This is a genomic window from Acinetobacter sp. Tr-809, assembly GCF_011753255.1.
GTDB lineage: Bacteria > Pseudomonadota > Gammaproteobacteria > Pseudomonadales > Moraxellaceae > Acinetobacter.
In genome coordinates this window covers 207,976-233,746 of the sequence record NZ_VWVZ01000003.1, presented here as the reverse complement: position 1 = coordinate 233,746, position 25,771 = coordinate 207,976, and the positions used below count along the sequence as shown (strand labels likewise).

26 protein-coding genes and 2 tRNA genes are annotated in these 25,771 nt (G+C 41.5%); 14 read left to right on the top strand and 14 right to left on the bottom strand.

Annotated elements, in window-relative coordinates:
- Nucleotides 1-56 precede the first annotated feature (56 nt).
- Nucleotides 57-941 carry a LysR family transcriptional regulator gene (locus F3J02_RS08490; protein WP_167248580.1) on the bottom strand — a complete coding sequence of 295 codons (885 nt, stop codon included), beginning with the start codon at nt 939-941 and terminating at the stop codon, nt 57-59.
- 107 nt (nt 942-1,048) lie between these two features.
- Here F3J02_RS08490 and F3J02_RS08485 point away from each other — a divergent pair, with 107 nt between their 5' ends.
- A complete protein-coding gene (locus F3J02_RS08485) occupies nt 1,049-1,804 on the top strand; it encodes an SDR family oxidoreductase (protein WP_167248579.1) in 756 nt (251 codons plus the stop codon).
- Nucleotides 1,805-1,853: 49 nt separating this feature from the next.
- Here F3J02_RS08485 and F3J02_RS08480 read toward each other — a convergent pair whose 3' ends face one another.
- The 3 genes from F3J02_RS08480 to F3J02_RS08470 all read right to left on the bottom strand — a co-directional run bounded on the left by F3J02_RS08480 (nt 1,854) and on the right by F3J02_RS08470 (nt 3,790).
- Nucleotides 1,854-2,171: an AzlD domain-containing protein gene (locus F3J02_RS08480; RefSeq protein ID WP_167248578.1), complete on the bottom strand. Its 318-nt coding sequence runs from the start codon at nt 2,169-2,171 to the stop codon at nt 1,854-1,856.
- Nucleotides 2,168-2,881, bottom strand: coding sequence for an AzlC family ABC transporter permease (locus tag F3J02_RS08475; RefSeq protein WP_167248806.1), 714 nt, complete (start codon nt 2,879-2,881; stop codon nt 2,168-2,170). Before F3J02_RS08475 ends, F3J02_RS08480 begins: the two co-directional genes overlap by 4 nt.
- Nucleotides 2,882-2,959: 78 nt before the next feature.
- Nucleotides 2,960-3,790: an AraC family transcriptional regulator gene (locus tag F3J02_RS08470; RefSeq protein ID WP_167248577.1), complete on the bottom strand. Its 831-nt coding sequence runs from the start codon at nt 3,788-3,790 to the stop codon at nt 2,960-2,962.
- A 314-nt stretch (nt 3,791-4,104) separates the two neighbouring features.
- Here F3J02_RS08470 and F3J02_RS08465 point away from each other — a divergent pair, with 314 nt between their 5' ends.
- A complete protein-coding gene (locus F3J02_RS08465; RefSeq protein ID WP_167248576.1) occupies nt 4,105-5,028 on the top strand; it encodes a DUF2167 domain-containing protein in 924 nt (307 codons plus the stop codon).
- The gene (locus F3J02_RS08460; protein WP_167248575.1) at nt 5,029-5,772 is read left to right on the top strand and encodes a hypothetical protein; all 744 of its coding nucleotides are present in this window, start codon (nt 5,029-5,031) and stop codon (nt 5,770-5,772) included.
- Between the two features lie 87 nt (nt 5,773-5,859).
- Here F3J02_RS08460 and F3J02_RS08455 read toward each other — a convergent pair whose 3' ends face one another.
- Nucleotides 5,860-8,214, bottom strand: coding sequence for a Tex family protein (locus F3J02_RS08455; protein ID WP_167248574.1), 2,355 nt, complete (start codon nt 8,212-8,214; stop codon nt 5,860-5,862).
- Between the two features lie 318 nt (nt 8,215-8,532).
- On the opposite strand from F3J02_RS08455, the gene ompR reads away from it, so the two are divergent.
- The 3 genes from ompR to F3J02_RS08440 all read left to right on the top strand — a co-directional run bounded on the left by ompR (nt 8,533) and on the right by F3J02_RS08440 (nt 12,578).
- On the top strand, nt 8,533-9,297 hold the full coding sequence (gene ompR / locus F3J02_RS08450) for a two-component system response regulator OmpR (RefSeq protein ID WP_004657337.1): 765 nt from the start codon (nt 8,533-8,535) through the stop codon (nt 9,295-9,297).
- 17 nt (nt 9,298-9,314) lie between these two features.
- Nucleotides 9,315-10,769, top strand: coding sequence for an ATP-binding protein (locus tag F3J02_RS08445; protein WP_167248573.1), 1,455 nt, complete (start codon nt 9,315-9,317; stop codon nt 10,767-10,769).
- A gap of 294 nt (nt 10,770-11,063) precedes the next feature.
- Nucleotides 11,064-12,578: an acetyl-CoA hydrolase/transferase family protein gene (locus F3J02_RS08440; RefSeq protein WP_167248572.1), complete on the top strand. Its 1,515-nt coding sequence runs from the start codon at nt 11,064-11,066 to the stop codon at nt 12,576-12,578.
- A 56-nt stretch (nt 12,579-12,634) separates the two neighbouring features.
- Here F3J02_RS08440 and F3J02_RS08435 read toward each other — a convergent pair whose 3' ends face one another.
- From F3J02_RS08435 to F3J02_RS08410, 6 genes are all read right to left on the bottom strand, one after another.
- Nucleotides 12,635-13,372, bottom strand: a complete 738-nt coding sequence (locus F3J02_RS08435) for a class I SAM-dependent methyltransferase (protein WP_167248571.1) — start codon at nt 13,370-13,372, stop codon at nt 12,635-12,637.
- Between the two features lie 80 nt (nt 13,373-13,452).
- Entirely contained in the window at nt 13,453-14,121 is a 669-nt protein-coding gene (locus F3J02_RS08430; protein ID WP_228284343.1) for a hypothetical protein, read from the bottom strand.
- Between the two features lie 124 nt (nt 14,122-14,245).
- Nucleotides 14,246-14,698 (bottom strand): hypothetical protein, encoded by a 453-nt coding sequence (locus tag F3J02_RS08425; protein ID WP_167248569.1) that lies wholly within the window; start codon nt 14,696-14,698, stop codon nt 14,246-14,248.
- Between the two features lie 185 nt (nt 14,699-14,883).
- Nucleotides 14,884-14,959: transfer RNA gene (locus tag F3J02_RS08420), tRNA-Phe, on the bottom strand.
- 140 nt (nt 14,960-15,099) lie between these two features.
- Nucleotides 15,100-15,175 (bottom strand) — tRNA-Phe (locus F3J02_RS08415).
- A gap of 100 nt (nt 15,176-15,275) precedes the next feature.
- On the bottom strand, nt 15,276-15,653 hold the full coding sequence (locus F3J02_RS08410; protein ID WP_005147436.1) for a GNAT family N-acetyltransferase: 378 nt from the start codon (nt 15,651-15,653) through the stop codon (nt 15,276-15,278).
- A gap of 104 nt (nt 15,654-15,757) precedes the next feature.
- Between F3J02_RS08410 and hisB the strand changes: the two genes are divergently transcribed.
- From hisB to F3J02_RS08375, 7 genes are all read left to right on the top strand, one after another.
- Nucleotides 15,758-16,351 (top strand): imidazoleglycerol-phosphate dehydratase HisB, encoded by a 594-nt coding sequence (hisB, locus tag F3J02_RS08405; RefSeq protein WP_167248568.1) that lies wholly within the window; start codon nt 15,758-15,760, stop codon nt 16,349-16,351.
- Complete coding sequence (gene hisH, locus F3J02_RS08400; protein ID WP_167248567.1) at nt 16,351-16,968, top strand: imidazole glycerol phosphate synthase subunit HisH; 618 nt, start codon at nt 16,351-16,353, stop codon at nt 16,966-16,968. The genes hisB and hisH overlap by 1 nt, the downstream gene beginning before the upstream one ends.
- Before the next feature lie 76 nt (nt 16,969-17,044).
- On the top strand, nt 17,045-17,539 hold the full coding sequence (locus F3J02_RS08395; protein WP_167248566.1) for a DUF805 domain-containing protein: 495 nt from the start codon (nt 17,045-17,047) through the stop codon (nt 17,537-17,539).
- Nucleotides 17,540-17,716: 177 nt separating this feature from the next.
- Entirely contained in the window at nt 17,717-18,247 is a 531-nt protein-coding gene (locus F3J02_RS08390; RefSeq protein ID WP_167248565.1) for a DUF805 domain-containing protein, read from the top strand.
- An 88-nt stretch (nt 18,248-18,335) separates the two neighbouring features.
- A complete protein-coding gene (locus F3J02_RS08385; RefSeq protein WP_167248564.1) occupies nt 18,336-19,004 on the top strand; it encodes a 3'-5' exonuclease in 669 nt (222 codons plus the stop codon).
- Nucleotides 19,005-19,070: 66 nt separating this feature from the next.
- The gene (hisA, locus tag F3J02_RS08380) at nt 19,071-19,802 is read left to right on the top strand and encodes a 1-(5-phosphoribosyl)-5-[(5-phosphoribosylamino)methylideneamino]imidazole-4-carboxamide isomerase (protein ID WP_004803807.1); all 732 of its coding nucleotides are present in this window, start codon (nt 19,071-19,073) and stop codon (nt 19,800-19,802) included.
- Between the two features lie 227 nt (nt 19,803-20,029).
- A complete protein-coding gene (locus F3J02_RS08375; protein WP_167248563.1) occupies nt 20,030-21,487 on the top strand; it encodes a SulP family inorganic anion transporter in 1,458 nt (485 codons plus the stop codon).
- Between the two features lie 65 nt (nt 21,488-21,552).
- Here F3J02_RS08375 and F3J02_RS08370 read toward each other — a convergent pair whose 3' ends face one another.
- Nucleotides 21,553-22,104, bottom strand: a complete 552-nt coding sequence (locus F3J02_RS08370; RefSeq protein ID WP_167248562.1) for a helix-turn-helix domain-containing protein — start codon at nt 22,102-22,104, stop codon at nt 21,553-21,555.
- 96 nt (nt 22,105-22,200) lie between these two features.
- Between F3J02_RS08370 and F3J02_RS08365 the strand changes: the two genes are divergently transcribed.
- The gene (locus F3J02_RS08365; RefSeq protein WP_416224642.1) at nt 22,201-23,106 is read left to right on the top strand and encodes a DMT family transporter; all 906 of its coding nucleotides are present in this window, start codon (nt 22,201-22,203) and stop codon (nt 23,104-23,106) included.
- Between the two features lie 58 nt (nt 23,107-23,164).
- Here the strand turns inward: F3J02_RS08365 and F3J02_RS08360 are convergent, their stop codons facing one another.
- Both F3J02_RS08360 and F3J02_RS08355 read right to left on the bottom strand, forming a co-directional pair.
- Complete coding sequence (locus tag F3J02_RS08360) at nt 23,165-24,424, bottom strand: acyl-CoA dehydrogenase family protein (RefSeq protein WP_167248560.1); 1,260 nt, start codon at nt 24,422-24,424, stop codon at nt 23,165-23,167.
- A gap of 12 nt (nt 24,425-24,436) precedes the next feature.
- Nucleotides 24,437-25,687, bottom strand: a complete 1,251-nt coding sequence (locus F3J02_RS08355) for an SfnB family sulfur acquisition oxidoreductase (protein ID WP_167248559.1) — start codon at nt 25,685-25,687, stop codon at nt 24,437-24,439.
- Nucleotides 25,688-25,771: the final 84 nt, after the last annotated feature.

Below are 25,771 nucleotides of genomic sequence, written 5' to 3'. Positions count from 1 at the left end.
TGCTTTTTTTATTACCTGCATGCGTTACCCACCTAAATCAAGCATTCGCTTTCGGATTACAGTTTGGCTTTTAATAATTCATCTAACCAGTCAATAAAGTCCTGAAAATATTTAGGACGATATTGGCGGTCGGTTAGCAACAGACTGATGGGTAACTGTAAGCTTGGAGTATCAGTAAATAAACGCTGTAACTGTCCTTGCTGAACATAAGGTGCTGCATCAAATTCAGGAATCTGAATAATCCCAATACCTGCTAAACCTGCTTGGGTATAGGCCTCCGTATTCTCAACCAATAAGCGGTAAGGCATTTTGACCCGATGTGCTTGGAATTCAAGCTCACTCAATTCACGATAATGTTTAGCGACATGGTAATCCACAGCGAAGTGCTGTTGTAGTTCCTCAAAGCGTTGAGGTTCACCAAACTCTGCCAAATATTGCGGGGATGCAAGAGTCCAGATTTGGGTTTGGGTAATCGGTCTGATCAGTAAATACTCATCCTTCACCTGCCCGACCCGTACCACACAATCCAGCTGTTGCTCGATTAAATTAGAAAAATCATCACTGCCATTCACCAACACTTTTACTTTTGGGTAACGTTGATAAAACGCAGATAAATGAGGAATCAGAACTTGTGTGGCTAAGCGTTTCGGCATACCAATACTGATCTTACCTTCTTGACTACGCACATGGGTTTTAAAACGATTCAGCTCTTTTAACTGTGCCACCAAACGCATGGCTTCATCGTAAAACAAACCACCCTCATGGGTTAATGCCACTTTACGCGTGGTGCGATAAAACAGTAATACCTCATATTCTTTTTCCAGTGTTTGGATCGCATAAGTGACATTAGAACGTGGTAGTCCCAATTGCAACGCGGCTTGTGCAAAAGACTGCTTTTCTGCCACTAAGCAAAAGATTTTTAAACGATCAATCTTATCCATTTTTATTGTTCAACTTTTTTGCACAATCAGTTCAATACTAACAACTATTTCAAACAAATAAATTCAACTAGCATATTTTTTATGCAAAACAACATCAGGGCAAACATATGTCACAGCATCATTTAAATGGAAAAACCGTACTAATCACAGGCGGTGCAAAAAACTTAGGCGGTTTGATTTCACGCAAGTTCGCTGAACAAGGCGCAAATTTATTGATTCATTACAATAGTGCTGCCACTCAAGCCGATGCCGAACAAACCTTAAAAGAGGTACAGGCACTCGGTGCAAAAGCCGTTTTGGTACAAGCTGATTTATCCGATATTCAAACTATTGAACAGCTGTTTATCACAGCCAAAGAAACATTTGGTGGCGTGGATATTGCGATTAATACGGTAGGTCGTGTGCTGAAGAAACCGTATTTAGATACGACCGAACAAGAGTTTGATGGCATGAATGACATCAACAATAAAATTGCCTATTTCTTTATTCAATCGGCAGGTCGTCATCTGAATGACAATGGGAAAATCTGCACCATCGTAACCAGTTTACTTGCAGCGTATACGGGACTTTATTCAACTTATGAAGGCTTAAAAGCACCCGTCGAGCATTATACTCGTGCAGCGTCCAAAGAGTTTGGTGAACGTGGCATCTCAGTTACTGCGGTCGCACCAGGCCCAATGGATACTCCCTTTTTCTATGGTCAAGAAGCACCCGAAGCCGTGGCCTATCATAAATCAGCATCTGCTTTAGGTGGCTTAACCAAGATCGAAGATATTGAACCTTTAGTTCGCTTCTTGGTTACCGATGGTTGGTGGATTACTGGACAAACTATTTTTGCCAATGGTGGTTATACCACCCGTTAAGTCGGATACTGACAAAGGTTTGGGCATTACACCACAATGCCCAAACATGCTAAGGCAAGAAAAACACCAAGGCATAGAAACAGGTCAAACTCAGGATAATGGTCAACAAGGTATGTTTCACCTTATACGCAATGATGACGGTTAAAATCGTGGCCAAAAAATACGGATTTAATAAAGTCGAACGAAATGCGCCATGTTCATCCATAAACACAATCGGCGTTGCGATCGCAGTCAATAAACACGGTGCGGAATACTGTAAAGATTGTTGAAACCATTTCGGTAATCGCAACGGAATATTGGGTTCTAGCAAAATATAGCGATTCATAAACACCACCAAAGCTAGAATGACCAAAAGAAACCAACTCATGCGGCACGCTCCCGTAGATTCTGTAAACAAGTCGCGGTCAACATGCCAATTACACCTGCCAAGATGGCTGCACTTTTAATGCCTAGACTCAGAAAAACCAATGTTAACAATACGGACACTATTACCCCGACCAAAGTATTTATGTTTTTAATAAACGGAATCACAATGGCGATAAAAGTCGCAACAATCGAAAAGTCCAAGTGATATTGATCAAGATTCGGCACTGATGCAGCAAGCAGCACCCCACAAATACTAAATAAGACCCAGCACAGATAAAAACAGCTTCCTGCACCCAATAAATAATAAATATAGTGTTGTTGCTTTTTAATACTCACCGCAAATAATTCATCAGTCAGCAAAAAGCCCAATAGCAAGCGATGTTTTAAAGGTTGTTTAGAAATGTCTTCACGCAGATACAGTGCATATAGATAATGCTGTGTGGTAATCAGAAATACTGAAATGATGATGGTAAATGCAGGCGTTCCAGCCATTACTAAACCTAAGGTCATCAACTGCGCTGCACCTGCAAAGACCAAAGCCGACATTCCGATTGCTTGTCCAGTACTCAGCCCTGCCTGAATCGCCATAGAGCCTGCCAATAGCCCCCAAGGCAATACTGCAAAACACAGCGGCAGTATTTTAATCACCCCATTTAGAAATGCCCGAGATATCGTTATTGGCCTATCATCGGTTATGCTGTCACTTAACATCAAAATCACAATTGCTCATAAAAGACCTTATGACTATGCCAAAATTTGATAAGAGAGAATTGTATAAAATTGCTGTTTTTATTTTAGATAGGCGATATAGCCGCCCGGCGTAATCCCAAAAGTTTGGCGAAAATGACGACTAAAATGACTCTGATCCGAAAAACCACACTGCTGTGAAACCTCAGATAAATTTAGCCCTTGCCTTAACAATTTTTGTGATTTTTGCAACCGAGCCTGTACCAACCATGCATGTGGTGACAAACCGACATGCTTTTTAAATTGACGTAAGAAATGCCATTGGCTGAGATTGGCCATGTCAGCAAGTTCTGCTAAGGAAAACTCTTGCTCGGGCATACTTGCCATAAAATCTTTGATATTGAGGATTCGCTGTTTGGCACTGCTTAAATCCGTTGCCTGTGGCCTGACTTGACTGTATTTGGACACGAGCCAAGCAATTGTTGATAAAAATAGAGTTTGTTTCAGTAAAGTATTATTGGGCTGCTCTAATAAATCGAATAAGAGACGAAATTGTTGGGCTAGACCTTCATCATGCAGTACCGCTTCTCTAAACCACGGTGCTGTGCCATGTATGGTTGTGAGGTCTCGTGTCAGTTCATAAAACACTTCAGGCGTTGGATAGATGGCTCGATAACGCCATCCTGTCTCTACTGCCGAAGAACCAGTGTGCACTTCATCGGCATTGACCAGAATAATATCGCCCTGTGGCGCAACATGATTACCACCTGTACGATAGAACCGCTGTGCTCCTTCCTCAATTACACCAATACAAAATCCTTCATGAACATGCCGTGAGAATTCCTGCTGATAGTAACTTGCTTTCAGCATTTCCAGACCACCTAGTTCTTCTAGATGTAAGTAATCGACTTGTTCACGAGGTCTTCGCGACATCAAGACCTCCTTTGAATTGTTTGCATTGTGTCAGGTTAACGCGATTTAGATAGATTTATAGAACAAAATTGCTGTTTGTTCAAAATAAAGATAGATCTAAGTAGAGAAACAAAACTGATTGATAAATCTCTATTTTCTAATTCAATACGATGAATTAAAAAAGAAATCTATTTTATATAATTCAAATTCAATAAAACTTAAAAAAGAGAATCTATTAAATAGATTTAATTCTTACTTAAAATATCTTAAAATCCGCACATAATTTATGCAATAAATTGTAATAAAACCAAAAGCTAAAAAATTGAGAGAAGCATATGTTAAATCCCCTACACCCTAAAAAACTAATCCCTTTAAGTTATGCCATCGCCTTGAGTCTTTCAGTATTAGGGACAACAACAATTCCAAGTTATGTACACGCATCGGCATCTACAGAAGAAACTGCAGTAAATAACGCCACAACTCAAAATACTGCAGAAAATCCAATGGCCAAATTAGATTGGCACTTAGGACCGAAAAAAGAAAACGTTGCCAATGTTGCAACTTTAAATACACTCAAAGATGAAGGTTTTCTAGATCCAAAGAATGCAGATCAATTTCTTGAGTTAACGGGTAATTTAACCACTGGTAGTACAAACATTTTAGTTGCACCTGATGATTCATGGTGGGCCACATTTGATTTTGATCCATCAGGTTATGTTAAGGATGATGAGAAAATCGATGCCGATGCCTTATTAAAACAAATCAAGGATTCTGATGAGCCATCAAATGAAGAACGTAGTCGCTTAGGTTATCCAAAAATTTATACGATCGGCTGGGCAGTACCACCGCATTATGATAATCAGACTAAACGTTTGGAATGGGCACTCAAAATTCGTGATCAAGATAATAACGAAGCGATTAATTACACCATTCGTATCCTAGGTCGCACGGGTGTGACAAGTGCAACCTTGGTTTCTGATGAAGAAAATTTAACTCAGAACATTAATGCCTTTAAAACTAGTTTAAAGGGCTTTGACTACAACTTTGGCGAAAAATACGCAGAATATCGTGAAGGTGATAAAGTCGCTGAATATGGTCTAGCCGCATTGATTGCAGGTGGTGCTGCAGTTGTAGCAACAAAAAAAGGCTTTTGGGCTGCTATTGTGGCCTTCTTTGCAGCTGCATGGAAATTTATTGCAGTGGGTGCAATTGCAGTAGCTGGATGGTTACGCTCTCTATTTAATAAAAACAAATCATAAATGCATTTGCCTTTAGAAATACTGATCGTAATAGGAATAGTCGGGTTCTATATTTATGACTCGACTCATCTCTATTTTTATAATGAGTTCAACATTCAAAAAGGTTTAAAAGCTTCTTTTAAATCTCAATTAATTTCACGAAAATTCAATTTCTCTCGTCAATATTTAGTTATTCCGAACTTGCTTTTGTCACACCAACTTCTCTATAAATGTGCATGGAGGTTCAAAAATATTCATTCAGCAATTGATCAAAATGAGATTGAACATATCAGAAAAATTAGTTTAACCTTGAAACCGCTACAAATTATTAATCTTCTAATTTTCTTACTTACTCTCGGAATTCTGCCACTTTTACTGATATATAAAGCAGGTTATTTAGCAATTTCGATTACGCTTATGATGATCTATGGCTTAAATCTATTTTCAATTTTTTTTGTAATGATAAAAAGAAAAATCTTACAGTTGTCTTGGCTCAAAACGATCCAGCTTTTATTAGATGTGCTGTTATGCCCTCCTTTTGCGGTAAATCTATTAAGAAAAATTAGTCTAAACTATCAAATCAAAACCGAAGGGATTCTATTCGCTTCTCAAATACTTGATCAGAAACATTATCAACAGCTACTTGATGAAATTCTTCTCGATATTCAAACATTAAAAACAGCATCTAGTGAAAAGCGTGTTATTCAACTTGAATTACGAGAACGACAACTTCAGTCCATAAAATACGAAATAGAGAATAAATAAAAAACTATCAAAAAGGATCGTTTTTATATAACAAAATAATACGCTCAAAATAAAAGCCTCCGAAGAAGCTTTTATTTATTGGATCAATTACTTAGAGCCTTTAATCCCTGCTTGTAATAACAAAGCACCTAAACCACCAATTTTTTGCTCTTGTGGTTTTTCAGTTTTTGGCTTGTTATTTTGCGGACGCTTAAAGTCGCCCTCTTTACGCGGCGGACGTTGGCCTTGTGGTTTACGTTCTGAACGTTCAGTACGATCTTGCTGTGGACGTTGCTGGCGTGGTGCTTTCGCTGGTGCAGAACCTTCAGCACGCATACTCAAGTTCACGCGATTACGTTCCACGTCCACTTGCATCACACGCACTTGCACAATTTGACCTGGTTTCACCACTTTATGTGGATCAGAAACAAATTCATTGGCAAGTTCAGAAATATGCACTAAACCATCTTGGTGTACACCCACATCCACGAAGGCACCGAAGTTAGTCACATTGGTGACCACACCTTCAAGTTGCATACCTTCAGTCAATTGCGCAACTTCAGTAATATCTTCACGGAATTTCGCAGTACGGAACTCAGGACGTGGATCACGACCTGGTTTTTCCAATTCAGCTAAAACGTCCTGAATAGTCGGTAAACCAAATTTGTCATCTACAAATTCATCCGCTTTGACTTGGCGAATGATTTCAGTGTTGCCGATAATGTCTTTTACCGTTGTTGCTTTTGCAGCAACAATTCTTTCCACCAACCCATAACTTTCAGGGTGAACTGCAGACGCATCTAATGGTTCAGAACCATCTTGAACACGTAAGAAACCAGCAGATTGTTCAAAGGTACGTTCGCCCAAACGTGGCACTTTTTTCAAAGCTTGACGGTTATCAAAACGACCATTTTCTTTACGGTATTCAACGATTTGTTGTGCAATTGCTTTATTTAGACCAGCAATATAAGCCAGAATCGCTGGAGAAGCGGTATTCACATCCACACCCACAGCATTCACACAGTCTTCAACCACGGCATCTAATGTTTTTGCCAAACCAGTTTGATTCACATCATGTTGATATTGACCTACACCAATCGATTTAGGGTCAATTTTTACCAACTCAGCCAACGGATCTTGTAAACGGCGTGCAATTGAAACCGCACCACGAATTGAAACATCTAGTTCAGGTAACTCTTGTGAAGCCAATTCACTTGCAGAGTAAACAGAAGCGCCCGCTTCACTTACAGTGATACGTGTCAGTTGCAGATCAGTATTGGCAGCCATCATTTCCGCAACAACTGCTTCCGTTTCACGGCTTGCAGTACCATTACCAATCGCAATAAGTTCCACGTGGAACTCTCGACATAAACGAGCAAGTTCCGTAATAGAACCCTCTTTATCTTCTTTCGGTGCAAATGGATAAATGGTGCTATGCGCAAGTACATCACCTGCATTACTCACCACTGCAAGCTTCACACCGGTACGGATACCAGGGTCAACACCCAAAGTCGTACGACCACCAGCAGGTGCAGAAAGTAATAAATGACGTAGGTTTTCAGCAAATACATCCATTGCTTCAGCTTCAGCAGCCAAACGTTTATCGGTTAATAATGAATGTTCGATTTGTGGACGAATCTTGCCTAACCAAAACAGTTTAGCCGTTTGCTTTAAATAATCTTGACGCGTTTGCGGCTGAACTTGTTCAAGATTGTATTCAGTCTCAATACGAGCCAATGGCGCATCATCTTCACCATCAACTTTCAAACCCAATACATTTTCTTGACGACCACGTAGCATCGCCAATAAACGATGTGAAGGAACTTTATTAAAGTTTTCAGAAAATTCGAAATAATCACGGAATTTTTTACCAACTTCTTTCTTCTCTTCAGAAGCAACCGCACTTTTTAACACTGCAGTTTTAGCAAAAGTTTGTTTTAATTCAGTGGTTAATGCAATATTTTGTGCCCAGTCATCAATCAAGATGTGCTGAATAGCATCAAGCTGGCTTTCTACATCTGGGTAGTCTTCATGACTAAAACCAGCCAATGCTTCAGTTGGATCAACCTGTTCTGCAATAATTTTTTCAGCAATAGCGCCAAGGCCTACTTCTTTTGCTTTAAATGATTTACTGGTCCGTTTTGGACGATACGGTGCGTAAATTTCTTCTAATGCATTCTTAGTTTCTGCTGCATTGACGCGCGCTAATAAATCATCGCTTAATTTATCTTGTTCTTGTAAAGATTGGATCACCTTCTCACGACGCTCAAATAAATCACGTAAGTAAGTTAAACGTGTATCGAGTTGACGTAATTGCGTATCGTCTAAGCCTTGCGTGACTTCTTTACGGTAACGTGCAATAAAAGGAACGCTAGCACCTTCATCAATTAAACGAATAGCAGCTTCTACTTGGTTTGGACGTACGGCAAGTTCATTTGCCAACTGCTGAACTAAGTCAGTCATCGTGATTGATTCCACAAGGGTTAAGTCTAAAAGCACTGATTATAAAGTCCATGGCTATAAAATCCACCATTGTTTTTTTGAATATTGTGCCAGTAGATTATGCAAATCATAGAATGTTTATAAAATACCAAGATTTTTTCGCCTAAATATTGAAAAATAGATTGATTGTCATAATTTTGCCTGTATATATTTGGTATCTATCTCTTGATTTTATTGGCAATATTTGTTGCTTTATAACATAGCCAAAACTGTGCAATGAATCGTATACTTCTTTGCATTGTATAAAGACGATGACAATAAACGATAAAGGAGCACATCATGAGTTTAGTTGTACCTGCTGAATCGACGGAAACTGTACACCATGAGACAGATCGGGTCGAACGCATTTTAGTGGTCGATGACGATGTGCGCTTGCGTACGCTTTTACAACGCTTCCTCGAAGACAAAGGTTTTGTGGTAAAAACGGCTCATGACGCAACACAAATGGATCGTTTACTACAACGTGAACTATTCTCTCTTATCGTGCTTGATTTTATGCTTCCCGTGGAAGATGGCTTGAGTATTTGCCGTCGCTTACGCCAGTCAAATATTGATACTCCTATTATTATGCTGACTGCACGTGGTAGTGACTCTGACCGTATTGCGGGTCTTGAGGCAGGCGCAGATGATTATTTACCAAAACCATTTAACCCGAATGAATTACTGGCACGTATCCGCGCAGTATTACGTCGTCAAGTACGTGAAGTTCCTGGTGCACCAAGTCAACAAGTTGAAGTGGTCAGCTTTGGCCCATGGTCTTTGGATCTATCGACTCGTACCTTAACTCGTGAAGGTCAAGTCGTAACGCTCACAACGGGCGAGTTTGCAGTTCTAAAAGCATTGGTTCAACATCCACGTGAACCACTTACTCGTGACAAGCTGATGAATTTGGCACGTGGTCGTGAATGGGGTGCAATGGAGCGTTCGATTGATGTCCAAGTCTCTCGTCTACGTCGTTTAATTGAAGATAACCCTGCTCGTGCACGTTATATCCAAACCGTATGGGGTGTAGGCTACGTTTTTGTTCCAGATGGTGCTGAATAAGCTTAGGAAATAAAACGTTGAAACTTGAACCAATTGATCCACAAGAATTTACTGACTTCGCAGCTTATTCCGAAAGGCCACGCACCCAATGGGAACGGTTTTTAGATAAAATTAAACCCCGTTCCGCGGCCATGCGCACCACCATCTTGGTTTTGTTCATGGTCTTTTTCAGCCTGTTTATGTCCTTGTGGTTCTTTTGGCGAACACTCTATCTTCCCGAACTACAACAACATGCCCGTTATCTCGCGATTGAATTGGAGCTCGTCAATAATCCAGATATTCGAATTCTACATCGCGATAGCGAAGTAGATGTCGATACATGGCTAAAAAACCGTATTGGCATTGAGTATGTGACTGATCCGAGAGAGTTTCCCAAAGTCGAAGACAAATTCTTGGCGGAACTGTTTACCAATCAAATCGAATCTAAACTAGCGAAAGAGCTCGGTGTAGAAAACGTTACAGTTTATTTTAAATTTAAACCGATCCCCCGCATCTGGATCCAAACCCCAGAAATGAACGGGAACTGGGTTAGAGAGCCACTCAAAACCTATACCAACTACAGTGTCGAGTTGATTGCTACTTGGTTGTTTGGGGTTCCAATCCTGTCATCGATTATTATTTTGATTTTGGTACGACAAATGAATCGACCGCTACGTCGATTACAGAATGCTGCCAATAATTATAGTAAGACAGGTAAAGCACCCTATCTCGATACCAATCATGGTCCACTCGAAATCCGTCAGGTGAACCAAGCCTTTAACCATATGGTATACACACTTGAGCAGACGGAACGTGATCGCCAAATTATGCTGGCGGGTATTTCCCATGATTTACGTACACCACTGACACGTATTCGCCTCACCGCAGAAATGCTGCCTGATGAGTTTTTCCGTGAAGGCTTGATTTATGATGTAGATGATATGGATGCGATTCTAAATCAATTCATTTCCTATATGCGTGATGGCTCGGATGAAGAGTTAACAAACACCAACCTCAATACTTTATTGCAAGAAGTGGTGGTGCAATTCAAACCACTGGATATTCGTTTTCAGGCACAGGAACTACCAATTATTCCTGCCCGTAGCCTGTCATTAAAGCGACTGATTGCCAATTTGGTGAATAATGCTAAACGTTATGGTGCAGAGCCGATTGAACTCTCTGCCAGCCATGTTGATGATCACATTTTAATTACAGTTGCCGATCATGGTGAAGGTATTCCACCAGATCAAGTGGAAGAATTAATGCAGCCTTTTGTTCGCGGTAATTCCGCACGAACAATTCAAGGTAGTGGTTTGGGCTTAGCGATCGTGAAACGTATTGTCGATATTCATCAAGGACAGATCAACATTCGTAATCGTGAACAAGGCGGTCTGGAAGTAGTGATTTCTCTTCCGATTAACTCAGTACCAGACGAAGAACCGCAAAATAATACCATCGATAAAATTAAACAAACTTTGACGGGGCATTTTTAAAAACCGTACTTAAGCGACCAATGCTCCCTATTTCTTCGACTAAAGTCTTCAATCAAAATACCACTAGATTGAAGACTTTTCTTGGTTGAATAGCCTCAAAGCATGAACAACAATCCAAGACTCAATTGTTTTTTCTGCACGAATTCAAGCAAATATCACACAGAAAATAGCCTATTGCATGGCAAGTGAATAAAGCATACTCACCTGTATTAGACCTTAGCCTTATTTCAATCCACTTTTCATGTTTTAGCGATAGAATCCTTATCCAATGAAAAGCAATATTGAGAATGGATGATGTCTTTAAGTCGTATTCGTCTTGCAGCACTGCATGACAAAGTGATGAGTGCAGAGCAGGCAGCTCAGTTTATTAAAAATGATATGACGGTTGGTATGAGCGGTTTTACCCGTGCTGGTGAAGCGAAAGCAGTACCACAAGCATTGGTTGAACAAGCCAAAAAAAATCCGTTAAAAATCACATTAATTACAGGCGCGAGTCTCGGCAATGACTTAGACAAACAATTGACGGAAGCAGGAGTTCTTGCACGTCGCATGCCATTCCAAGTCGACAACACCTTACGTCGTGCTATTAATAACGGCGAAGTGATGTTCATCGATCAACATTTGTCTGAAACCGTTGAACAGATGCGTAACCAGCAACTGAAACGCCCTGATGTTGCGGTGATCGAAGCAGTTGCCATTACCGAAGATGGTCATATCGTTCCAACTACCTCTGTCGGGAATTCAGCCAGCTTTGCTATTTTTGCAGAAAAAGTAATTGTTGAAATCAATACTTCGCTCAGCGAAAATTTCGAAGGCCTACACGATATTTATATCCCGACCTATCGCCCTACCCGTACGCCATTGCCTTTAACACAAGTGGATGACCGTATTGGTTCAACAGCGATTCCAATCGATCCAGCGAAAATCGTGGGTATCGTATTCAATGACACAGCAGATTCACCATCAACTGTGACTCCACCTGATGCTGAAACTCAAGGTATCGCAAACCACCTGATTAGATTCTTTGAAAACGAAGTCGCAGAAGGTCGTTTAGCGAAAAACTTAGGCCCATTACAGGCAGGTATTGGTTCAATTGCCAATGCTGTTTTAACAGGACTTAAAGATTCGAATTTTGAAGACTTGGTCATGTATTCAGAAGTTCTTCAAGACTGTACGTTTGAACTGATTGATGCAGGCAAAATGAAGTTTGCTTCTGGTAGCTCAATCACCCTATCAGCACAATGTGGCGAGCGCGTTTTCGGTAATCTTGAACACTACAAAGACAAATTAGTACTTCGCCCTCAAGAAATTTCAAACCATCCTGAACTCGTACGTCGTTTAGGGATTATCGGTATTAATACAGCACTTGAGTTTGATATTTACGGTAACGTGAACTCAACTCACGTTTGCGGCACCAAAATGATGAATGGTATCGGTGGTTCAGGTGACTTTGCCCGTAACGCACACCTTGCGATTTTCGTGACCAAATCGATTGCCAAAGGTGGTGATATCTCATCAATCGTACCAATGGTCAGCCATGTCGATCACAATGAACATGACGTTGATATCTTGGTAACAGAAGTTGGTTTAGCTGATCTTCGTGGCTTAGCACCACGTGAGCGTGCACGCGTGATTATCGACAACTGCGTGCATCCACTTTATCAAGGCGCACTCAATGATTACTTTGATCGCGCTTGCGAACGTGGCGGCCATACCCCGCATATTCTTCGTGAAGCCTTGTCTTGGCATGCCAATTTTGAAGAAACAGGTCATATGTTAGCGCCTGTAGCTGTGGCGAAGTCTGCTTAACGCTCAGCTCTCATCTCAATAAAAAAAGCATGTTCCGACATGCTTTTTTTATTTTCCTACTTTGATGCAGCTAAGTGCCCAACTCTCAGCAAAATTGGAAAGCTAATCCCAATCGGCTGCTGTATCTGTAAAATGTCTTGTAAGCTCTCCAAAGGGCTGACATGCAACTGATCTTGATAATGCTTTACTGCTGACCAAGTGTTTAAATAATCCCACAATTGTGCCCCTGTCCAGCGTAACACGATCTGCAACTGCGGCATGGCAATTTCCTCAAAAGGAAATGGGATCGTTTGATAGTGCTCATCAATATAACGTCGCTCTACATCCCAAAAGCCCTTTAAAGTATGATGATAGAGCTGATCGATTCGCTGATTTAAATCTATATCATCTAACCGAATTAAACCATAACCAATCACTGCAAAAAGACCGTCTGCTTTCAGAGTTCGCTTAACTTCTGCATAGAATTTTTCAAAATCAAACCAGTGGATCGCTTGTGCAACGGTAATTAAATCAAAAGACCGATCGGCAAATGAAGTCTGCTCTGCGGCTTGTTGTAAATACTGCACATTAGGGAGTGCTGAGGCCTGATCTAGTTGATTTTGACTGAGGTCGGTGGCAATTACAGTTCGAAAATAAGGAGCTATTAGCTGGGTCAACTGCCCTGAACCTGCTCCACAATCCCATGCACGCTCAAAGCCATTGAGCTGCTTCATTAAGCAATTTACTAACGTTTGTGGATAAGTTGGCCGTGCCTGTTGATAAAGTTCACTTTGCTCAGAAAATAAGTCTTTCATAGTCGTCTATTCTTAAAATCTTGATCTCTCTTCAACATAACAAAATTTCCAACTGGAAATTGTTCAGTAAAAGTTCGATCTTATAGAACTTGTACGATGCGATAGCTGGCTTGTGCAATCGGTGTAAGCTGATCACTCATCTGATAGACTTTGACATCATATGTTCCCACTTGCCATCCATTCGGTGGTGTCATACTGACCCAGTTTCGAGTAACATTTTGAGTGACTCGACGCGGTGTAAACAACAACACTTCCCCTGTATCTCGATTTAGCCAACGAATAAAGATTTGCTCATCTGCAGGCGATTGTCCCATCGTATCAAAATGAGCAAAGACCTCTTGAAACTGATGTACTTGACGAAGATCTTCTGAAAGCTGTGGCATTACTGGTGTTAAGGCGAGTACTAGTCTGCCAGATAATGCTTGCTCATCATTTTTTGAGCTCAACTCCTCTAAAGCACGTTGAGCAAATACTTTCTTATTCTGAATCATTGAAAAATCTTGTCTAGGAAAAGCCTTTTTCAAATAATCACCCACCTGTTGCTCGGATGCCATTTCAATGATTTTAGCAATCTGCTGATGTTGCTGCTCAGAGAGAGTATTTAAATGCTCATTTCTTGCAGCAAGTCCTTGCGACGTCAAAATCGCCACATCTTGTGGATGATTTATTGTGGTTGCATCAGGTTTTGCTGTTTTTGTTATTTCTGGTGCAATAGAGGGTAACACCGCCTGCTTATAATCAGCAGTCAAATACCCTAATCCAAACCCAAGCATTAAAAAAAGTAAATAAAGCCACTTTTCCACAATATCTTCTTCCAAAAAATAAAGGTGACAAAGCCACCTTTAATCTTATCTAGCCCATAGGCTTAAGGATTTAATTACAGCTGAGCAAAGTCCCATTAATCTCTAAACTACCATTCTTGGTTGTAAATGCCCCACCTTCACTCAACACTTTTTGTTGAGTAAAACCAGTTCCTGTTAGCATTCTCAGTGTTGTTGTTCCTTGACACACATTGGTAAAAATATTGACACCGACCTTCGCAATACAGCCATCTGCCGTTACTTTTACAACATTATTGCTACCGAGTGCACACTGAGCCGTAATTACAGTTGTTGGGGTATTCGATGATTCACACGCAGAGCAGTTATTATTATTTTCGCATGCATTTGCAGCTGACTCTGATTTACAGGTATAGGTCACACCATTTTTAATAATCGTTTTAGAATAAGAGGAATCCGTACGGATATTCCCATCTCCTCCACCTCCGCAAGCACTAAGTAAAATACAAAATAATGAGGCAAAACCTAATTTTATGTTATTTAACATCGTAAAAACCTTATCGTTCTATTAATAATTTAATATATTTAAAAGTCTTATTTTTTGACTTTATATTTAATGATTTACATCTAAGTGCAAACGCACAAATCTTAGCTTAAAGTGCGGAGGTGAATCAAATTATTTGAACAAACAATAAAAAAAGCCCCAAACTTTCGTTTGAGGCTTTTTGAATATGGTGGCGAGACCCAGGATCGAACTGGGGACACACGGATTTTCAATCCGTTGCTCTACCTACTGAGCTATCACGCCAATGGGGTGTATTAAGCCGTATCTCAGACCAATAGTCAATAATTATCATGAGCTTTTGATTTGAATGCACATTTTTCACGCAATCATTTTTGAGGCAAAAAAAATCCCTGATGGGATCAGGGATTGAAAATACAAATTTATGGTGGCGAGACCCAGGATCGAACTGGGGACACACGGATTTTCAATCCGTTGCTCTACCTACTGAGCTATCACGCCAAAGTGGGCGTATTAAACAATGTTTGCCTAAGCCCGTCAAGCAAATTTGTGGATTTTTATCCTAAACGCTTAATTTTGCTCCAAAGTAGCAAACTAAGGCTTAGATTTTGCCAATATGTGATAAACAGCGATGGATTGCCCCACAACCCGGTTCAAACTGTTTAACTCCTTGCTCTTCCTCCATACGGCACACCTCTTCAACCAAGCGTTCTGCAACCCCACGCCCACGATTGGCTGGATGTACCACAATATATTCCAAAACACGGCTTTCACCTTGTCCTGTTGCCCATATTGCACCTATAATTTTGGTGTTAAATTCAGCAGTGTAAACTGTGGTATATTGCTGGAGATTTTGTTCAAGTTGTTCCATTGCATCTTGCCCATCGCCAAACTCTGGGCTGGTATCGTAAAGTCGCTCTAGCTGAGTACGAATTCCTAGATTATCCAGAGAACTGTAAGCATGTACGGTAATAGGCATTGATTAACCCTCCTGAGCAAACTATGATGCTGTCACTTTTTCGTCACAGCGAAACTATTGGTTTTTAATTCAATCATTTTTGACGTTTTTTGAGGAACGTGTCCATGACGCAACGTATCAGTGAAGTGGTAAGAAATACCAACGAAACAAAAATTCGAGTTCGTCTCAATCTCGATGGTACTGGTCAAGGCACACTCAACACTGGAGTTCCATTTTTAGACCATATGATTGATCAAATCAAGCGTCATGGTCTATTTGATATCGACATTCATTGCGATGGCGACCTAGAAATTGATGACCATCACACCGTCGAAGACTGTGGAATCACCTTGGGGCAAGCCTTTGCGCAAGCTTTAGGCGATAAAAAGGGCTTACGTCGTTATGGGCATTTTTATGCGCCATTAGATGAAGCACTGTCTCGTGTTGTGGTTGATCTATCTGGTCGTCCAGGCTTGTTTATGGATATCCCATATACACGTGCCCGAGTTGGAAGCTTTGATGTCGATTTATTTTCAGAATTTTTCCAAGGTTTTGTCAATCATGCACTGATGACATTGCATATTGATAACCTGAAAGGCAAAAATAGCCACCATCAAATCGAAAGTGTGTTTAAAGCTTTAGCACGTGCATTGCGTATGGCATGTGAAATTGATCCACGCGCAGAAAACACCATCGCTTCGACTAAAGGTAGTTTGTAATGACCCGTATTGCTTTACTTGATTATGGCATGGGCAATCTACACTCTGCGGCAAAAGCCTTAGAGCATGTCGGTGCAACAGTTGATGTCACCAACGATCCAAAACTGATTGCCAAAGCGGATAAAATCGTCTTCCCTGGTGTCGGTGCTATGCGTGACTGTATGCAAGGCATGCATGAAGCTGGAATTGATGAAGTGGTGCGTCAAGCTGCATTCAACAAACCTGTGCTGGCGATTTGTGTCGGAATGCAAGCCCTACTGCAAAGTTCGGAAGAAAATGGTGGTGTAGCTGCATTGGGTATTTTCGATGGTGTTGTGAAACACTTTCCTGAAATCCCAAATTTAAAAGTCCCGCATATGGGCTGGAACCAAGTACATCAACTTGATCCAAGTCATCCGATGTGGAACAACATTGAGCAAGATGCGCGCTTCTACTTTGTGCACAGCTATTATGTCGAGCCAAAAGATTCAGCAGTCACTGCAGCTACTTGTGATTATGGCGTGAATTTCTGTACGGCGATTCATAAAGACAATTTGTTTGCAACGCAATTCCATCCTGAAAAAAGTCATACCGCTGGTTTACAGCTGTTAAAGAACTTTGTGGAATGGAAAATTTAACTAATCTGACCTTAAAAATCGCCATGTAACTTGGCGATTTTTATTGCAAATAAGAAAATAATTCAAACGAAGAATAATGATGTTACCGCCAATTTCTAAAGATAAATTAAATCCATTTAATCCGTATGGGCGTTTTGGCCGATTATCTTATCTGGCTTGGCAAACCGTCATTTTCCTGATTGCTATTCCACTTAACATTTATATAAGTTATGAAATGTTTGGAATTGGACTAGCTGAGCCTTATAAACAACCAGACCTTTTCGCATTATTTTTATTCGTGACCCTTGCACTTTTTGTGGTCTATAGCAGCATTGTTTTTTCTATTCGACGACTACACGACTGTAATCGTTCAGGTTGGTTCGTATTGCTGTTGGGCATGCCTTATCTGAATATTTTGATACTGGTGTATTTGCTGATTGCTAGAGGTGAGCATGACTCCAATCGCTATGCTCCTGTGCAACCTACCGCAACTTGGGAAAGAATAATGGCTTACATCGGGTTAGGCTTAATATTCATTACCGCTGTCTTAATATTTATCGTTATTACGAAAAGCCTTACAGTTTTCCCTTAACCTATATCCATTATTTCCCTCAATGTCTCCACAGAAATAAGCCTGAGAGAAAGTGCTCCCATTTTTTAATTTTTCTTTTCTATTTATTTTCAATACTATTTTGCTTATTATGCAAACACTTTGAATAAAAACCGAACAATTTATCCTTAAAAAATTCAATCAATATAGGAAGATAAAATGACATCTGATTTTCAAGCAAATGATTCAGGTTTAAGTGCAAATGGGCGTTTTGGGAGACTCTCTTATTTAGGATGGAATATGCTGCTCGGGCTTTCTATGTTCATCCTCGGTATTATTGCTGCGATCTTTATACCAGCTTTCACTAATTCCTCTACAAATATTCTGGTATATCTCTTAGGCGGCCTTTTTATCATTATTTATGTCGCTGTCCTCTATTACAGTTTTATTTTTTCTATCCGCCGTCTACATGATCGAAATCAGACTGGATGGCTATCACTATTAATGCTTATACCACTGGTTAATTTCTTGTTTTTTATTTATTTAAGCTGTGCAAAAGGGGATGAAAGCTCAAATAATTATGGCTCACCTCGCATAACAAAAGGCTGGGAAAAAGTTTTAGGATGGATCTATATTATCCTCGTCCCAATTAGTATTTTATTTATAGCTGCAACAGCGATTCCTGCTTATCAAAACTACATCCAGAAAAGCCAGCAGATTCAAATGCAACAGCATCCCTACGCTGAGTAAATACGTCATGTTTACTAAGCCAAGTTCCGACTTGGCTTTTTTATTTCAATAAAACCCTTTAAGCTCAATCAAACGCTTTGAGCCTTTAATGCAGATGGATACGCCTCAACACACTCCCCTTTTAAGCAAAGAACAAATCCGCACATTGCCTGCATTTCAGAATCTAAGCACAGATCGAATCTTGGTGATCCAAACGCTTGATCAATGTAAGACAATTCAAGCTGAACTCGCATCTATTCAAGTCTTTGGTTTTGATACTGAATCCAAACCAACTTTCAAAGTTGGAGAAAAATCGACAGGGCCTCACCTGATCCAGCTCGCAACGCCAAACAAGGCATATTTATTTCAAGTCAGCCCTGAAATTTTGGATTTTCTTCGTCCCATCCTTGAAAATGAACAGCAACTCAAAGTCGGTTTTGGACTAAAGAATGATGCGCATATCTTCCGTTGCAAACAGATCCATCCTGCATCAATGATTGACCTATCCAAGAGCTTTGCAAGTTTTGGTTATCGCAGCCAAGTTGGTACTCAAATGGCAATCGCTCTCCTATTCCAACGTTATTTTGCCAAAAGTAAAAAAGTCAGCACCTCAAACTGGTCCGTTAAAAATCTCAGTCCGCAACAAATCAATTATGCCGCGGCAGATGCCTATGCAGCACTGCTCTGCTTTGAGCAACTGTATCAGCAACAATTACTCACAACACAATTATTGCAACAAATCAGAAGAATACTGGCAGGTTTAGCAGTCAAGGCTTAGCGATTGATCAATATTTTGCTAATATGTAGCCAATTTAAACCCTATGATGACGCAAGGAGCGAAAGCATGCTAATCATCCCAGCAATTGACCTGAAAGATGGTAAATGTGTCCGTTTAAAACAAGGACGTATGGAAGACGATACCGTTTTCTCTGAAGACCCTGTGGCAACTGCACAACATTGGGTGGATGAAGGCGCACGTCGTTTACATTTAGTCGATTTAAATGGTGCTTTCGCAGGTACGCCAATTCATAAACCAGTGGTTGAAGCGATTGCGCGTGCACAACCTGAACTTCCAATTCAGATTGGTGGTGGTATCCGTTCACTTGAAACCATCGAACATTATTTGGAAGCTGGCGTTTCTTTCGTGATTATTGGCACCAAAGCCGTGAAAGAGCCTGAGTTTGTTGAAGAAGCATGTAAACGCTTCGCGGGTCATATTATTGTCGGTATTGATGCCATCAATGGCATGGTGGCAACCGATGGTTGGGCCAATGTGACTGATGTAAAAGCGACGGACCTTGCTAAACGTTTTGCCGATGCAGGTGTATCTAGCATCGTATATACCGATATTGCACGTGATGGCATGATGCAAGGTGTGAACGTTGAACAAACTGTGAACTTGGCTAACTATTCAGGTCTGCCTGTGATTGCTTCTGGTGGTGTGACCAATCTAGATGATGTACGCAATCTAAAAGACAAAAAAGGGATTTTAGGTGCGATTACAGGCCGGGCAATCTATGAAGGGACGTTAAGTCTTCGTGAAGCGCAGTTATTGTTAGACCAACAATCACTCTAATCGTTTCAGGCTCTAGTTATTGCAAGAATAGCTAGAGCTTTATCCCCTTGGATGCTATGCTTGTACCAGTTCAAATAAAGACCTTCTCCACTCACATGATGCTTACGCCACCTTAAGTTTTACATTTCCTATGTATTAACTCATCACTGTCTAGTGATGTGGTGTAGTTGTGTGTCTGTATATCACATCACTAGCCTTTAAAAATTCCTAAAAAATAGGCTATTTCTATGTTTTCCAATATTCGAGCGCAATGGTTCTCCAATATCCGTGCGGATATTTTGGCTGGACTGGTTGTCGGTTTAGCTCTGATCCCAGAAGCCATCGCCTTCTCTATTATTGCAGGGGTGGACCCCAAAGTCGGTTTATACGCTTCGTTCTGTATTGCCGTGGTGATTGCTTTTGTCGGTGGTCGTCCTGCCATGATTTCAGCCGCAACAGGTGCAATGGCCTTGGTCATGGCCAGTTTGGTCAAAGAGCATGGCTTACAATATCTGCTGGCTGCCACCTTGCTCACAGGGGTATTGCAAATTATCGCGGGCTACCTAAAACTGGCGAAACTCATGCGTTTTGTGTCCAAATCTGTGGTGATTGGATTCGTCAATGCACTGGCGATTTTGATCTTTATGGCGCAGCTGCCTGAACTGGTCAATGTTACATGGCAGGTCTATGCACTGGTTTTACTGGGCCTGATCATTATCTACCTATTTCCACTGATTCCAAAGATTGGAAAATTATTGCCCTCTCCTTTGGTTTGTATTATCACAATCACGCTGTTAGCAATCTACTTCGGCATTGATATTCGTACAGTGGGAGATATGGGTTCATTACCCGATACCCTTCCTGTGTTCTTGATACCAGATATTCCCCTTAACTTTGAAACCTTAAAAATCATCTTTCCCTATGCTGTTGCTTTAGCAGCAGTCGGTTTACTTGAGTCGATGATGACGGCGACGATTATTGATGAAATGACCGATACCCCAAGCGATAAATTTCAAGAATGTAAAGGTCAAGGTATCGCCAATATTGCTTCTGGTTTTATGGGCGGCATGGCAGGCTGTGCCATGATTGGGCAATCGATGATTAATGTAAAATCAGGTGGTTTGACTCGATTATCGACCTTCTCGGCAGGAATCTTTCTCTTAATCTTAGTGGTATTTATCAGCGATTGGTTAAAGGTGATTCCGATGGCTGCCCTAGTTGCCGTGATGATCATGGTCTCGATCAGCACCTTTGAATGGAAATCCATCAGTAGTTTTAGCAAAAATCCAATCAGCAGCAATATCGTGATGCTTGCAACAGTGGCTGTGGTGGTTGCAACCCATAATTTAGCCTTGGGCGTGCTTACAGGCGTGTTACTGTCTGCTTTATTCCTTGCCAATAAATTAGAGCAAGATATTCGAGTTGAGCGATATTTTGAAAATCAGGCGCGTGTTTATGATCTGAAAGGTCAAATTTTCTTTAGTTCTTCAGAAAAATTTATGCAAGGTTTTGATTTCAACGAGGATGTAAAAGAAGTCATTATTGATTTGACCCATTCACATATTTGGGATGTCACTTCAGTGGCCATGATCGACAGTGTGGTGCAAAAATTCCAGCGCAAAGGTGTACACATTATTGTGCGAGGTTTGAATGAAGCCAGCTCGATCATGATTGATAAATATGGTACGCATCAAAGCTCAAGCTAAGTTTGCATAAATAGCCACAAACTCTAAAAGTGCTTAAGCAATCAAACTTAAGCACCTTTTTAAAATTAATAAATTACGTTTCGGACAAAACGAACGCTACGATTACCCTGATTGAGATAGCGATAATTGACAGAACTCTCAAATAACATCGACTCGCCTGCCTGAATCACTCGATTTTCCTGTTCAAACGAAATCGTCAATACCCCCTCCAGCACATAAATCAACTCTTGCCAGCCTTTTTGATCTGGCTCTGCTTGATAGACCTCACCCACAGCCAAAGACCATGTCCATAATTCGACTTGTGTCTGGGTTGGCACTGCAGCCAACAGCGTGGCATGACTTTCAGCCTGTTGACCCTGCCACGCCAAGGTATTGACGATAGCCGACTCACTCAGCTCAGATGGGCTAACCAGTTTTTTAAAATCAACAGCCAATGCAGTGGCAATCGCATCAAGCTTGGCCAGACTAATATTGACCTGTCCTGTTTCCAAAGCAGCAATGGTACGACGACTGACGCCTGCTCGATCTGCCAAATCTTGCTGGCTGAGCTGACGTTCGGTACGAAACAGACGGATATTCTGTCCCACATATTGCAATACCGTCTCTGAATGACTCATGCATTCCTACAATGAAAATAAAAAAGCTGCGCAATATATTGCACAAAGCCAATAGGCAATGCAATATGTGCAGTATATTGCACTTTACTCATGAGGATGGCTGCGTTGACCGCTTTGTCTCAATCTCCTAAAGCCGCACAATTCGCGCTTATTTTTATTACCATGATTTGGGGTGGCACCTTTCTAGCGGTGCAATATGCCCTGAATTTTAGTAGTCCGATGTTTTTTGTCGGCTGTCGTTTTGCAGTTGCGGCTTTGGTGATCTTCTTAATCTCAATCAAATCCATGCGTGGCCTAACCCTAAAAGAGGGCTTGGCAGGTACAGCCATCGGGATCGTGATTGCAATTGGCTATGGCACTCAAACCATTGGTCTACAAAGCATTCTGAGTAGCGAATCCGCCTTTCTTACCGCACTGTATGTGCCCTTAGTGCCCATTTTAATGTGGGTGATCTTCCAAAAGATGCCCTCAGTGATGACTTGGGTCGGTACCGCACTGGCTTTTACTGGTTTAATCTTGTTAACAGGCAACGGCTTTTCCAGCATTAACTTTAGTTATGGACAAGTACTCACCCTGATTTGTGCCTTTGTGATTGCGCTCGAAATTATCCTGATTGGTTATTTTGCGGGGAAAGTGAATCTAAGACGGGTTACGGTGATTCAACTGGCCGTCGCTTCATGCTTATCGTTTGCCAGTATGCCTTTGGTGGGTGAACACAGCATCCCAAGCTTCTCATGGGGATTGCTGATTATTGCAGTAGCGCTCGGCTTAGCCAGTGCGTTGATTCAATTTGTGATGAACTGGGCACAACGCATGGTTGACCCAACACGTGCTGCGATTATTTATGCAGGTGAACCGGTTTGGGCGGGTGTGATCGGTCGTATTGCCGGAGAACGTTTACCATTACTGGCCTTGTTTGGAGGAGTATTGGTGGTACTTGGAGTCTTGGTCAGCGAATTAAAATTTAAGTTCTTTGCGAAGAAAAGACGACCAGAAAATTAATAGATAAAAGTGCACAACAGTTTTAGTTCAATAAAATCTATTGTGCACTTTTAAAAGACTAAGCGGGAATTTCTTTTTGATTCGCAACAACAGGACTATTGCCAATTTGCCACACGTACGGCAAAGGCGCTTGATTGACTTCCCAATCGCCAATCACTTTCTGTTTATAGACCAATGGGTTGTGTGAGGCGACCACACGTGCATTGCGCCAAAAACGGTCCAACTGCTTGTCGGTGCTACTGGCCGATGCACCCAAAGCATTAAACAGCTCGGTACTCAAATTCAATACCAACTCCGCAATCACCACTTGCCCCTGCGCCGATACTAATTCAGCACGCTCATTAGCCTCCAACTCAGCTTGTTCATCATTTTGAAAATGTTGCAAATAAGCAGCATCTAAAGCTTCCGCAGTACTCAGTGCAATACTTTGAGCCGCATAGGCCTGTGCAGAGGCTTTGCCAATGACTTGCAGGATTTGTGCATCTTCACGCACCAGACTGGCATTGCCATGACTATAAATCCGGGTTCGTTGACGCACTTCCTGCTTAAAGGTCTCCACCGCACTGTGTGCAATACCCGCCAAAGTTGCGAGATGAACCACCTGATAAAATGCAGTTTGATATTTAAAACGGTTTTCAAACACCAGAATATGATCTCGACTAATCTCTACATCATTTAAGGTCAAGGTCCCGCTACCTGTGGTTGTTTGCCCAAAGCCATCCCAATCATCCACAATATCAATCCCTTCAACTTGCGTGGATACTGCAGCAATTACATGCTGATTGGTGGTCTCATCCAAAGCGAACAGATCAATCCAGTCTGCGAAAATCGTGCCTGTGGAATAATACTTCTGACCATTAATACGGAGTTTTCCATCCTGCGCTGCTGTGACACGAGTCGCTACATCTCCAATTTCAACTTTACCAATTTCTGTCCATGCATTCCCCACAATCTCACCACGGACAAAGCGTTCGAACCAGCGTGTCTGCGCTTCCGTTTTTTGTGCATTTAAACGGTCTTCGACAAAGGCAAAATGCCCGCGTAAGGCCTGAACCACATTCGAATCTGCCTGAGCAAGTTCAATTAATAGCTGAAATAGCTGCTTTTGCGAAACCCCCTCACCACCAAAAGCCACAGGCACACGTACCGCACCAAAGCCAGCCTGTTTTAGCCATTGAATCGGTTCATAGGGTAATGTTCGGTTTTTTTCCCGTGCTAAAGCGCCTTCCGCAATTCGTTTGAAGATCGGACGGAACTTGCCCGCCACCTGCTCATAATGTGCACCCAAGGAGAGATTTTGATTCGTTTGACTGGTCATAATACTACCCTCTTAGCTCCACGCATGACGTGGCAGTGCCACACCATTTAAATAATAATTACCCACCAGATTGTATTTCCAACGTACGGGATCATGCAGGGTATGCGTACGTGCATTGCGCCAGTGCCGATCCAGATTCAACTCGGATAAGGTGGAACGAGTACCAGACAACTCAAATAATTTATTGGCTGCCAAGAGTGCGATTTCAGTAGTCAGCACTTTCGATTCAGCCGTGAGTAAAGTTGCTTCTGTTACGGTGTCTTCGGTTGGATTGGCCAAAGCACGATCAATCGCCTCGCCTGCCAAAGCTAAAACTGCCTCTGCGGCACGCAGTTTAATTTTTAGCTCACCAATATTACTAATGGTATAGGGATCTTCACTGGCATGTTCCACACCTGAATCAATCCAAGGTCGAGCATAATCACGCACATAGCGAATGGTTTCCTCAATGGCCCCACGCGCAATCCCCGCATCGACAGCGGACTGAATAATTTGCGAAATTGCACCTGCAGCTGTTGGACGTTCAAAAGCCTGATGAATCGGCACCACATATTTTAAATCGACTCGAACATGATCCAGCTGCACGCTACCACTAGCCGTAGTGCGCTGACCAAAACTGCTCCAGTCATTCACAATGGTCAAACCAGGCGTATGTTGTGGTACCAGTGCTGCAAATACTTTGCCATCGTCACTGACCGCAACCACCGGAATCCAATGTGCCAATAAAGCACCTGTGGCAAAGAATTTCTGACCACTAATCAGCGCATAATCCTCTTTAAATTCAATTTTGGTGGTCAAATCCGCGACGGTTTTCGAGTTTTTTTCAGAGAATGCATTGCCTAAACGCTTGCCTTGCAGCACTTGCTCGAAGAAGAACTGCTGCTGTTCCAATGACGCATCCAAACGGATATGTTCTAAAAAGGCCCAATGATTTTGTGCAATCTGCCCTAAAGATGAATCTGCACTGGAAATAATGGTCACCACCTCAGCAAGAGTTTTATAGCTCACCCCAGCACCACCGAACTGTTTCGGAATATTAATCCCCCACAGACCAGAGGCGGAATATTGCTGGATTTCCTGCAGTGGCAACTTGCGTTCATGGTCACGCTTTGCCGCATCTTTGGCAAAAGCAGCCGCTACGCGATGCGCCACAGCAATGGCTTCTTGATCGGAAGCAATCACATGTGCTGGCGCATTATTCAAGTAAAAATCTTGAGGAATACTCTGTGCATCTTCCAGTTTTATTTCTATTTTTGAGGTCATTATAAATACTCATTTTGCAGTTATAAAAATAAACTAGCACTATTTTTATTGCATATTTATAAGTTAAACTTAGAACCTAATCTT